The organism is Flavobacterium sp. U410 (genome assembly GCF_053570605.1).
Window position 1 is genome coordinate 73,724 of record NZ_JBSEFI010000012.1, and the last position, 13,160, is coordinate 86,883.

General features: G+C 33.9%; 8 protein-coding genes. 3 read left to right on the forward strand and 5 right to left on the reverse strand.

The genetic code is table 11. The annotated features are described in order from the left end of the window. Window positions 1-22 precede the first annotated feature (22 nt). Both ACUSJC_RS09490 and ACUSJC_RS09495 read right to left on the reverse strand, forming a co-directional pair. Window positions 23-601 carry a TetR/AcrR family transcriptional regulator gene (locus ACUSJC_RS09490; RefSeq protein WP_449269336.1) on the reverse strand — a complete coding sequence of 193 codons (579 nt, stop codon included), beginning with the start codon at window positions 599-601 and terminating at the stop codon, window positions 23-25. Between the two features lie 125 nt (window positions 602-726). Further along, on the reverse strand, window positions 727-2,730 hold the full coding sequence (locus ACUSJC_RS09495; RefSeq protein ID WP_449269337.1) for an endonuclease: 2,004 nt from the start codon (window positions 2,728-2,730) through the stop codon (window positions 727-729). A gap of 186 nt (window positions 2,731-2,916) precedes the next feature. Between ACUSJC_RS09495 and ACUSJC_RS09500 the strand changes: the two genes are divergently transcribed. The 3 genes from ACUSJC_RS09500 to ACUSJC_RS09510 all read left to right on the forward strand — a co-directional run bounded on the left by ACUSJC_RS09500 (window position 2,917) and on the right by ACUSJC_RS09510 (window position 9,225). Next, window positions 2,917-5,736: an aminopeptidase gene (locus ACUSJC_RS09500; RefSeq protein WP_449269338.1), complete on the forward strand. Its 2,820-nt coding sequence runs from the start codon at window positions 2,917-2,919 to the stop codon at window positions 5,734-5,736. 178 nt (window positions 5,737-5,914) lie between these two features. Then, complete coding sequence (locus ACUSJC_RS09505) at window positions 5,915-8,320, forward strand: alpha-ketoacid dehydrogenase subunit alpha/beta (protein WP_449269339.1); 2,406 nt, start codon at window positions 5,915-5,917, stop codon at window positions 8,318-8,320. Window positions 8,321-8,433: 113 nt separating this feature from the next. Next, on the forward strand, window positions 8,434-9,225 hold the full coding sequence (locus ACUSJC_RS09510) for a glucose 1-dehydrogenase (RefSeq protein WP_449269340.1): 792 nt from the start codon (window positions 8,434-8,436) through the stop codon (window positions 9,223-9,225). A 143-nt stretch (window positions 9,226-9,368) separates the two neighbouring features. Here the strand turns inward: ACUSJC_RS09510 and ACUSJC_RS09515 are convergent, their stop codons facing one another. The 3 genes from ACUSJC_RS09515 to ACUSJC_RS09525 all read right to left on the reverse strand — a co-directional run bounded on the left by ACUSJC_RS09515 (window position 9,369) and on the right by ACUSJC_RS09525 (window position 13,159). After that, window positions 9,369-10,457, reverse strand: coding sequence for an FUSC family protein (locus ACUSJC_RS09515; protein ID WP_449269341.1), 1,089 nt, complete (start codon window positions 10,455-10,457; stop codon window positions 9,369-9,371). Between the two features lie 2 nt (window positions 10,458-10,459). Further along, window positions 10,460-11,614, reverse strand: a complete 1,155-nt coding sequence (locus ACUSJC_RS09520) for a cysteine desulfurase family protein (protein ID WP_449269342.1) — start codon at window positions 11,612-11,614, stop codon at window positions 10,460-10,462. Window positions 11,615-11,722: 108 nt separating this feature from the next. Further along, the gene (locus ACUSJC_RS09525) at window positions 11,723-13,159 is read right to left on the reverse strand and encodes an MFS transporter (RefSeq protein ID WP_449269343.1); all 1,437 of its coding nucleotides are present in this window, start codon (window positions 13,157-13,159) and stop codon (window positions 11,723-11,725) included. Window position 13,160: the final 1 nt, after the last annotated feature.

Consider the following 13,160-nt stretch of genomic DNA (forward strand, 5'->3'; position numbering starts at 1 on the left):
TTGGTTTTTAATTAATAAAGGTTTATTGTAAACATTGTAAATTCAGTTCTATAAGCAGTTTCAGTTCTTCTGGACTATTTGCTGTTTTTCTCGTTACATTAAGTCCACCCCAAAGATTTAACAGATGTAATCCTAATGTATTTAATGCTAAATCTGTTTTTAAGTTTCCTTTTTTCTGTTCTGCTTCAAGTGCTTTTATGAAAATATTCTTTAGAATTGTAAGTTGCTTTATGGCATATCTTTTCAACTCTTCATCTTCTATCTGAATTAATGCATTCACAAAAAAACAGCCATATTTACCTAAATTGGATTGTACATCTGCCATTTCATAAAAGAGGAATCGGATTTCTTGCATCGGAAATTCGGATTGCTCTATTTTATCTTTAAAGTATTTGATATGATAATCCATCACTCGATCTAAAGATTTAAGAAACAATTCTTGTTTTCCTCCTTTATAAGCCAAATAGAAACTTCCTTTTCCAATTCCCATTGCTTTTAGCAAATCGTCAGCAGAAGTATTCTCGTATCCTTTCTCCCAAAAAACCTCAACCGCTTTATCTAAAGCTTCTTCTTCATTATATATTTTAGGTCTTCCTGCCATAATTATGATGTTGATTTTCAATACAAATATATAAATTGTACTAATTGGTACAAAATTATTTTAAAAAAATATTCGAAAAAACATGATATGCTATTTTCGAATATTTGTTGAATGTATAGTTTTATTTAGTTTACTATTATTTTTGTAAGCACCTCTTTTTCATTATTTTGAACTTTTACAAAATACATTCCTTTAGGTAAATCTATATTTAAACGTATTTGTTGTTCCAATTTTTGTTCTAACACTTTTTGTCCGGTTAAAGAATAAATACTCACTACAGCATTATCATTTACTCCTGAAACTATTAAATAATCAGTTGCCGGATTAGGAAAAACTTTGATGCTTTCTGTGGCTACAAAACTTTCATTTGCTAAAGCATTATTCCAAACCTCACCATAATGTGAACCAAAAACATAATCAACCAAAGCAGGCATATCAATAAATGGATTACGATTCATTTGCCAATTATAAATCACATTGTTTTGATTCATTTCAAAATCATCTCTTGGATCTTGAGTATTCCAAGTCAATAAGGTTGCTAAATCCCCTATTTCTCCGGAAGGAGTAGATCCATCGTTTAAATATTCACTTGGATCCCCATTAACCACATTTAAGTAATTAAAACGAACTGCCATGTAGAACAAAGCTCTTGCCACATCGCCTCTCCATGAACCTTGTGTTCCCGTTGGTCCCGAATATACTGTACTCGTTGCAACATTCCCATAATTCTTATTGTTACGGGACGAATTTTCTTGTCCGTTTACAGCTCTAATATGGTGTGCATCAGAAACACCATCTGTAGTATTATCAGGCCCTGTAGTATTCCAAACATTTATTCCGTCGGCAGTGTCCTCTAATGCTACTTCAAAACCTCCTCTTGATTGACAAAAAATGTGTTCTCTATTCCATTTTCCTATGATACTACTTGTATTTTGCTGATCTAGTTTAGACATTCCATATTCTCTATAAATAGCCCAAATTTGATTGTTATTTTCCGGATTGCGATCGGCTTCTTTTAAAATATCCCAAATATCAGCGTAGCTTTGTAGGTGAACCACAGCAGGATCAGCAATAATATCTTGTATTGCTTGTTTTAATGCTGTTCCCGAAAGTCCGTTTAAAGAATCATAATATCCTGCAGGAATTTGCGGTGTACAAAGACCATCCGTAGGATTTAAAGGAGTTCCCCAAGGATCTGTCGTAAAATTAATGTCATAAACTCTAATAATAAAATTATCATTGTTTGCTAAATACCCTGATGGTAATGGTTGAAATTTGAATAAAGCTTCTTCATCTCCTTCATCAGAGCCGTCATCATATAATATAATAGTTGTAGAAGCTGTAGTTTGCCCTACAGGAATTGAAACTGTTAACGCTCCGGTAAAGTCATTTACAGAGAAATTCCCATTGCTCAATGTAAAATTCATAATCAAGGGTTCATTTTCTACTGATTGACTTGTAGTAAAAACAATGTCAAAGCTATCTCCTTCTGTATAAGAAGTTTGAGAAGTTGAAACTGTTATATAATTAAATACTATTCCACTTCCATCATTGTTCATTCCCGGAGTTGGTGTTGCCACTACATAACTCCCGTTCAAGAGTTGAATAGATTGAGAAGTAGCACTTCCATTCTGATTTTCATTTATGCAAACTGTTAAACCCCAGATTGACATTAAAGCAGTAGGCTGAGTGGCTGAACTATTAGAATAAGCTAACGCATTAACCAAATTTGTAGCAGTAGCTGTGGTTCCTGTTGGAAAATCAGTAGCGTCACCTAAATATAAAGCCACACCGTCAGGACCATTTTGAATCGTACTATTTGGAATTACAATTGCAGGAGACGGTGAAACAGCTGCATTCCCTATCAAAAAGTTTCCATTAGGATCTGTAACGTATCCATCCAAATCAATTGCATAATAACTTCCGATTCCGGCATAAGGACTTGATCCGGCATTAAAAAAGACCAAAACATATCCGTCTAAAGCGAAATTGGGAGTATCAGAGTGTAATTCGATAAATTCTAAAACGTCTGTACTTGGAGTGTCAGCATCCAATTCACTGATAACTACTTGCGAAAAAATAGCTGTACTGGATAACAAGGTTAATGTGTAAAGTAATCTTTTAATCATGTTTAATAAGGGTATATTAGTATCAAAGATACCTTTTTTCAAACGAACTTCTTTTTATAAAAAGTTAATTTTTAGATTTGAACAATTTTAAGGAAACATTAAGTGTCCTAAAAAAGTATTTCTGTAAGTTTAAACATTGCTTTACGCAACTTTTTATTATTATTGTATCTTATTATAAAGCCGACTGTGAAAAAGAAACTTTCATTATTATTCTTTCTTTGGTTCTTTTGGGGATTTACACAACATCAAATGAACATGGATGTTAAAATCAATACCGAAGAAAAGTTAGTATATATTCAACAAGAGATCATTTATTTTAATCAAGCGAATGACACTTTACATTCTATCATTCTAAACGATTGGAACAATGCTTTTTCTTCTAAGACTTCGGCTTTAGCTAAACGTTTTTCTGATGAATTTAATCGTAGCTTTCATTTGGCTCCTGATAGCGACCGCGGTTATACCGACATCAAAGCAATTGCTGATGAACGTTTTAACGAAGTGAAATGGATTCGCCCTGAAAAACATGTCGATATTGTTGAAATCCTACTTAATAAGCCTTTAGCTCCATTTGAAAAGCAAACTCTGAGACTAACGTACATTGTTAAAATCCCAAACGAACGTTTTACGCAATTTGGTTTTGATACTAACGGTAAAATGTATTTAAAGAACTGGTACTTGGCTCCTGCCCTTTTTATCAATAAAAAATTCATTGTAAATAGTAATGAGAATCTTGATGATATTTCGAACGCTATTGCTGATTATCAGATTCATTTAACGATTCCTAAAAACTATAAAATTGCTTCTGATTTAACTATTGATAATTCTAAGAATAATGTCGGGGAATATGTTCTTTCCGGAAAAAACTATCAAGATATAGCCTTATTAGTTTCTCCTAATCAACCTACAAATATTTATAAAAACGAAATTGTAGAAGTTGATTGCGGCATAGAGAATTCAAGATTAGACGACTACCAAAAAGCTATTGTGATCGATAAAATCACTCGATTTGTTGAAGAAAAGCTAGGGCATTCTGCTGTAGATAAAATTTTAGTTTCAAACGAAGATTACAAACGTCAGCCTTTTTATGGATTAAATCAGTTGCCTGCTTTTTTAAGCCCATATCCTGATGAATTGATGTTTGAATTGATGTTTTTGAAAACGTATTTAAACAATTACCTAAAAGCAAACATCAAATCCAATCCCCGAAAATACAACTGGATCTATGACGGAATTCAGATTTATACTATGATGGAATACATTGATACTTTTCATCCGGATATGAAAATGACGGGAAACTTATCTAAAATAAAGCTTTTAAAATCCTATAACTTCATCAATCTTCCTTTTAATGAGCAATACAATTATTTGTACATGTTAACCGCTCGTAAAAATTTAGATCAGCCTGTGGGTTCTTCCAAGGAAAAGCTTATTAAGTTTAACGAACAAATATCAAACAAATACCGTTCAGGACTTAATTTCAAATATTTAGACAGTTATCTGCAAAATGATGTCGTTTCTAATAGTATCCAAGAATTTCTGGATATCAATAAACAAACAGAAACTACGGCTTATGATTTTGAATACATTTTAAAGAAAAACAGCCCGAAAAATATCGATTGGTTTTTTGATACATTAGTGAATTCCAGAGATTTGATCGATTACACTTTCGGTTCGGTAAAAAAATCAAAAGAAAGAGATTCTATCAAAGTTACTATCAAAAACAGAACAAGAACCAATGTTCCGATTTCATTTTACGAATTAAAAAATGATACTGTTGTGTATCAAAAATGGTTTGAAAATATAAAAACCGATACAACTATTGTAATTCCCAATCACGATGCTGATAAACTGACATTAAATTACAATAACGAAATTCCGGAATACAATCTTCGTAACAACTGGAAATCAATGAAAGGATTCTTTTTCAATAATCGTCCTTTTAAATTTACCTTTTTCCGAGATTTAGAAGATCCCTATTACAATCAAATTTTATACGTTCCTGAATTTGAATACAATTTATATGACGGAATGGCCTTAGGATTAAATATCAGTAACAAATCCATTCTAAATAAGCCTTTTACATTTAGTGTTGCCCCTTTTTATTCTCCTAACACACAATCCGTTGTTGGTAAATTTTCAGCAGTTTATGACAATAACATTCGAGAAGAAGGTAAATTATACAAAGTCCGTTACCTTTTAAGAGGGAGCCAATTCCATTATGCGCCAAACGCTCGTTATACCAATTTTAGTCCGAGTGTTCAATTTTTTCTTCGAGATAAAAATTTCAGAACTAATAAAAATGAATACATTTTACTAAAACAACTTTACATCAATCGTGAAAGTTCACCGGTAATCACAGATATCAATACCGATAATTATAGTGTTTTTAATGCAAAATATGGGAATTATCAAGCAGAAGGTACTAAATTATACAGTTTAATGACCGATCTTCAAGTGGCCAATTCTTTCGGAAAGCTTTCAGCTGTTTTACATTATCGTAAACTTTTTGAAGACAATCGTCAAATTACATTACGCTTTTTTGCCGGAACATTTCTATACAGAAGTACAAAATCAGATTATTTCAGTTTTGGTTTAGACCGTCCAACAGATTATATGTTTGAAGAAAATTTATTAGGAAGAAGTGAAACTACAGGTTTGTATAGCCAACAATTTGTGTATGCTGAAGGAGGTTTTAAATCAATGTTTGAAACACGCTATGCCAACCAATGGATGGTAACAACTAACACTGCCTTTAACATTTGGAACTGGATTCAGGTGTATGGAGATGTAGGAGCTTTTAAAAACGAGTATCACCAACCCAAATTTGTCTACGATTCCGGAATTCACCTCAACATAGTTCCTGATTATTTCGAATTGTTTTTTCCGGTGTATTCTTCTAATGGATTTGAGTTGAATGACCCTAACTACAATCAAAAAATTCGTTTTGTGGTTACTTTAGCTCCTAAAACACTAATTTCATTATTTACCCGAAAATGGTTTTAATAGTTTAAGAGTTTTACAATTGCTATAAATTCAATAAAAAAACATTTTTCTTTATTTTTTTTATTCTTTTTTTAATCAAAAGCGGTTAAATTTATAAAATACAAAAAATCCCATACTTACCCTATTGCTTTTTACAGGCTATTTTTCTACATTTGTAACAATCCAATAGAACTTAAGTATGAACAAAGCAATCGAAAAAGAAGTCCTGTCGTTTGAAGATTTCAAACAAGAAGTAATTAACGATTATAAAATTGCTATTATTAGTAGAGAATGTAGCCTTTTAGGTCGAAGAGAAGTTCTTACCGGTAAAGCAAAATTCGGAATCTTTGGAGATGGTAAAGAAGTTCCTCAGCTAGCAATGGCTAAAGCTTTTAAAAATGGAGATTTCCGTTCGGGTTACTACCGCGATCAAACGTTTATGATGGCTTTGGGTTTACTAACCGTTCCCGAATTTTTCGCGGGATTGTATGGTCATACCGATATTAATTCAGAGCCTATGAGTGCCGGACGTCAAATGGGCGGACACTTCACAACTCACAGTTTAGACGAGAAAGGAAATTGGAAAAATTTAACTGCTCAAAAGAACTCAAGTGCTGATATTTCACCAACTGCGGGACAAATGCCTCGTTTGTTAGGATTGGCGCAAGCTTCAAAAATTTACCGAAACGTAAAAGGTTTGGAAAATCACACACAATTTTCAAATCAGGGAAATGAAGTTGCTTGGGGAACTATTGGAAATGCTTCAACTTCCGAAGGTTTATTCTTTGAAACCATTAATGCTGCCGGAGTTTTACAAGTTCCAATGATCATGAGTGTTTGGGATGATGGATACGGAATTTCAGTACCGGCTAAATACCAAACCACAAAAGAAAATATCTCTGAAATTTTAAAAGGTTTCCAAAGAGACGAAAATACTAACGGTTACGAAATATTCACTGTGAAAGGTTGGGACTACCCTAACCTAATTGAAGTCTATCAAAATGCCGGAGTTTTAGCCAGAACGGAACATGTTCCGGTTTTGGTTCACGTACAAGAATTAACACAGCCTCAAGGACACTCTACTTCTGGTAGTCACGAACGTTACAAAAGCAAAGAACGTTTAGAATGGGAAAGCGAATACGATTGTATTGTGCAAATGAGAAAGTGGATGATTGAAAACAACATCGCTACCGAAGAAGATATTGTTGCTATTGACGAAGCGGCTAAAAAAGAGGTTTTACAGGGTAAAAAAGAAGCTTGGAATAACTTCTTGAATCCAATTAAAGAAATCCAAAAGGATTTAATTGATCTTTTAAACACATTGGCTGAAAAAAGTGCTAACGGTGTTTTCCTTAAAAAGTTTGCAACTGATTTAGCTACTATAAAAGAACCCATTCATAAAGATATTATTACAACTGCTCGTAAAGCTTTACGATTTTTGGTTAACGAGGAAGGTCAATCTTCTTTAGCACAATGGATCAAAGACTTTATGGCAAAAATACAGCCTAAGTTTAGCTCTCATTTGTATTCTCAATCAGCTAATAGTGTTTTCAACATTCATTCGGTTGAACCAGCGTATGATGAAAATAGTGAAATGGTTGATGCCCGTTTAGTCATTCGAAACAATTTTGATGCTTTGTTTGCTAAATATCCTGATGTTTTGATTTTTGGTGAAGATTCCGGAAACATCGGTGATGTGAACCAAGGTTTAGAAGGAATGCAGGAGAAATACGGTGATTTACGTGTTTCAGATACCGGAATTCGCGAAGCTACCATCTTAGGTCAAGGAATTGGTATGGCTATGCGAGGCTTACGTCCTATTGCTGAAATTCAGTATTTGGACTACTTGTTATATGCTATTCAAATCATGAGTGATGATTTGGCCACTTTACAATATCGAACTCATGGTCGTCAAAAAGCACCACTGATTGTGAGAACTCGTGGTCATCGTTTAGAAGGAATTTGGCATGCCGGTTCACCTATGGGAATGATTATTAATGCCATTAGAGGAATACATGTTTTGGTGCCGAGAAATATGACTAAAGCAGCAGGATTCTACAATACACTATTAGCCAGTGACGAACCAGCATTAGTTGTAGAATGTTTAAATGGCTATCGTTTAAAAGAAAAATTACCGACTAATTTAGGCGAATTCAATACTCCTATTGGTGTTGTTGAAACCCTTAAAGAAGGTACCGATATTACTGTGGTTTCTTATGGTTCAACTTTACGAATCATTGAACAAGCGGCTAAAGAATTATTTGAAGTAGGAATTAATGTTGAAATCATAGATGTTCAATCGCTTTTACCATTTGATATCAATCATGATATTGTAAAAAGTGTAGCTAAAACAAATCGTTTGTTAGTAATTGACGAAGACGTACCAGGTGGTGCAAGTGCTTATATTTTACAACAAATTATTGAACAACAACACGCTTATCAATATTTAGACAGTGAGCCACAAACCTTGACTTCTAAAGAGCATCGCCCAGCTTATGGAACAGATGGTGATTATTTTTCTAAACCGAGTGTTGAAGACGTTTATGAAAAAATCTATAATATCATGAACGAAGTCAATCCTTCAAAGTATCCTAGTTTGTACTAAAGAATTGTAAATAAAATATTAAAGTTATCTTAAACCGTTCGTTTTATTTACACTCCACATATATTATTCGTAAATTTAGGTATTAAAAATTTTTAATACCTAAATTTATTATTATGAGTACCTTCCAAAATAAAACGGTAATAATTACTGGAGCAGCAATGGGTCTCGGACTAGCTACTGCCAAAAAATTAGCCAGTTTACAAGCCCATATTACTTTAGTAGATTACAATGAAAATGCTTTAAAAGAAGCAGAACAAGAAATTTTAAAAGATTATCCGCAAACCAAAATACTTTCCGTTATAGCTGATGTTTCCAATGAAGAACAAGTTAAAAATTATGTTCAAAAAACAATAGATACTTTTGGAAGAATTGATGGTTTTTACAATAACGCAGGAATTGAAGGAAGACAAGCTCCTTTAACGGAATATGATTTGGAAATTTTCCAAAAAGTAATTGACATCAACCTTCTTGGCGTTTATTACGGTATGCGTTATATCATTCCTATCATGCAAAAACAAAACTATGGTAGAATTGTTAATGTAGCCTCTGTTGGTGGAATTAGAGGTGTAATGAATCAAACGGCTTATGTAGCCACTAAACATGCTGTAGCCGGAATGACTAAAAATGCTGCATTAGAATATGGAAAATACAATATTATGACTAATGCCATTGCTCCCGGTGCTATTTTAACGCCAATGGTCGCCGAAGCATTCAAACAAGTTAACCCGGAAGATCCAAAAGCAGCAGAAACTGAATATGCTAAAGCAAATCCGACAAAACGTTTAGGCGATCCAAAAGATGTGGCTAATGTTGTGGCTTTCTTATTGAGTGAAGAGTGTGCTTATGTAAGCGGACAAATCATTGCTATTGATGGTGGAGAATCCAATGTTTATGGAAATGTATAATACTTAAATATCCTTTTTTAACCCTTTTTTAGATATATTTTTATTGGCTATCTGAAATCGGAACAACATACTTAAACTATTTTTATTCATTACTACAATGTAGTTTTCTATTACTCCGTTTGTTTCCTTTTTAGATAGCCTTTTTAATCTTTTTTACGCAAAACTCCAATTCTAGTCTTTCTGATTTGCCTTTCTGTTTTCGATTTCAATTTTTCATGATATAGAAAATATCCTGCAACAGCTCCAATTAGACTTCCTATTAAAATATCAAAAAAACGAGTGGTAATTAAATGATTGGGATCACTTAAAGCGTTCCCTCCAGCTTCCGCTAAAAACACGGTTAAAGGCGTAATAAAAATCACAGCTAATCCATAATGACGTACTACAAGCATTTCAATTATAAACTGTAAAATCATAATAGCAATACAAATTCCCAAAGCATTCAATTGGAACGAAACCAAAATCCAAGCTAGACCTAAGCCAATAAAAGTCCCTAGAATACGCTGAAAACTTCTACTCCAAACATGTTGCAGCGAAACCCCTTGTAAAACCGCTAAACAAGAAATTGGTAACCAATAAGGATTAGTTAGCGCTAATAGTTTACCAACTAATAAAGAGATTCCGACAAAAACACCTATGATTAAAGATTCAAATATGACAGCAGTACTGTTCTTTTTTAAAACAATCAATTCATTTTTAGCAAATTGACTATCGCTTTTAGTGATGTAAATACTGTAAAATAGCGCTAGTAAACAAGCTAGCATAGCTCCCATTCCTACTAAACCTACTTTTAGAGGAATCTCTTCAGGATGAAAAGGCATACAACTCGCAATAGAAGCGATCATAATAAAGAAAAAACTCCCCGGAGGTTTCATATCAAAATATCGGACAACCCAATGAACCCCGACCGAAAATAAGGCCAAAACTAAAGCCGAAATATAAGCGTTAAAACTAAATATAACTCCGATAGTAAAAGAAATCATAAATCCGAATGAACAACTCAATAATGTAATCATTCGTCGTGCTACAGAAGTGGTTGGTAAATACAAAATAACTAAACCTGCCATACACGACAACAAGCCATAGTCTAGTCTATCCGTAAAATAGCCTACCAGAAGCGGAAAACCTACACAAAGTGAAGCTAATACCGGAATATGCCATAAACGTTCTGTTTTTTTTAAGGTCAATAAACCTTTAGCTTCCGTTTTTATGATTTCTACGAAATTACTCATCCCTAAGCTATTTCCTTTAGCGCTTTAATTAAACTGTCAATCTCTTCTTGAGTATTTTCATGGCTTAAAGAAATACGTAAACTCGGTTTTTGTATATCTTCCGAACTTAAAATTTCGGCTAAAACATGAGACGGACGAACACTTCCGCTTTGACAAGCACTTCCACGAGAAACTGCAATTCCTCTCATATCTAAAGCAAATAAGATCATTGGCGTTTTATCTGTTGAAAAAGGCAGCATTACATTCACCAAGTTATAAAAGGTTTCGTTGCTAAAGCTTCCGTCAAATTGTTCGCCATTAAAAATCACTTTCGGAAAAGCTTCCAACAATTGTTCTCGCAAATAGTTTTTTAAATTTTGAATATGATTTCGTTCTTCTTCTAATTTTTGGTACGAAATTTCCAAAGCTTTAGCCATTCCAGCAATTTGATGTACTGCTTCTGTTCCGGCACGCCAACCTTTTTCTTGTTCGCCTCCAAAAAGCAGAGGTTGTAACACCTGGTTTTTCTTCACATATAAAAGACCCACACCTTTGGGTCCGTGAAATTTGTGTGCGCTAGCCGTTATAAAATCCACCGGAAGTTCTTCCACATTCAATTCTGTTTTTCCAATAGATTGTACCGTATCTGAATGAAATAAAGCATTGTAATTTTGGCACAAGGTTCCCACTTTCTCTAAATCGAGAATAGTTCCAATTTCATTGTTCACGTGCATCAAACTCACTAAGGCTTTTCCTTGAACTTCTTCTGCTAAAATATTCTCTAATTCTCGATAATTTACGGCTCCGTTTTCTTCTAAAGGAACATATTCGACTGAAATTCCATATTCATTTTGCAAAGCCAAAACGGTATGCAAAACCGCATGATGTTCAATTTTACTGGTAATAATTCGTTTTACACCAAAATCTTTTACTGCCGAGCGCAACACCCAATTATTCGATTCCGTTCCGCAAGAAGTAAATAAAATTTCACTGGACTTAGCACCAATTAAAGATGCTATGCTTTTTCTAGATGTTTCTAAAATGACTTTCGCACTACGACCAAAACTATGCGTAGAAGAAGGATTTCCAAATTCCTGAGCCATTACTTCTGTCATGTGAGTAATTACTTCCGGACGAATTCGAGTTGTAGAAGCATTGTCAAGATATACCTTTTGCATAGAAAATTATTTTTGGGCAAAGATACGAAACGCGTAAAACATGTTGGAAACATTGCATAAAAAAGCCACTTTGAAAACAAAATGGCTTTTTACTAGATGTATTATTTTTTAGTGACCTCCGCTCACTTTTTTATCGAAACTGATTCCTTGTTTTGTTAAAATATCTTTTACTCTATAAGCGTAGAATGCTAAATAAGCAAAACATACAATTCCAACGATATAACTGAAATGAGGAGATGTTAAATCAGCTACAAAACCTTGAATCCAACTTACGATTCCTCCCCCCATAATCATCATGATTAAAAAATTACTTCCTTGAGTCGTATGTTTTCCTAGTCCACTAATAGCTAATGTAAAGATACATGGCCATAACGTAGAACAGAACAAACCAACACTTGTAAACGCATAAACACTTACCATTCCACTAGTTGCCATCCCGATTGCTAAAGCTGCAATTCCTAAACCTGAAAAGATTAGCAACATCGTAGCCGGATTTCCTTTACTGGCAAAATCTGCAACGATCAATACTAAAATAACAGCTGCATATACATAAAATGGCTGTAAATCTTTCCCCGCCAAATAACTTGCCAATAAGAACACTCCAAAAGCAATATAAGGCATGATAAATTTCATTATTTTTTGTGCTCCTTCTGACAATCCTAAAGCTTCAACTGCACCCGTCCAACGACCAATCATTAAACTTGCCCAATATAAAGACACATAAGGTGCCACTTCACTAATTGACATTCCCAAACCAGCCTCTAAATAAGCCGGCATATTACTAGCCGTAGAAACCTCAACTCCTACATATACAAAGATGGCTAACATTCCCATTAACAATTGCGGATATTTTAAAGCTGATGAACGAACATCTTTTACCGTTGAAACTTCCTCTTCTTGCTCTTCAATTTTATTAGGTAAACTTGAAAATTTTAATAAAATAGCCACTAATGCAAAAGCCATACCTAAAATCAAATACGGAACCTTTACAGTAGCAATATCAATTACGTGATCTGCAGCCGGTTCTGCTCCAAAAATAGCAAAGGTTACGATTAACGGTCCGATTGTTGTTCCGAAGTTATTAATACCTCCTGCTAGAGTTAGTCGCTGAGAACCCGTAGCAATAGGCCCTAACACAATTGCCAAAGGATTGGCCACCGTTTGTTGCAAAGAAAACCCTAACCCTACAGTAAACAATCCTGACAACATTAAAGCGAATGAACCTGTATTGGCAGCCGGATAAAACAATAAAGTTCCCAAAGCGGAAATCAATAAGCCTAAAGATAAACTGTTTTTATATCCTAACTTTTGAACAACATCTACTTTAATCAATCTTGAAATCAGCATATAAAGTAAAGCACCCACGGTATAAGCAACATAAAAAGCAACTGATACCAATTGACTTTGCCCTTGTGTTAAATCAAATGCTTTTTTAAAAACGGGAATTAGAATATCATTACTGGCTGCAACGAATCCCCAGAAGAAAAATACCGAAACTAAAGGAATAAATTGAGCCCAATTAGTCTGTTTATTTGATGTACTCATA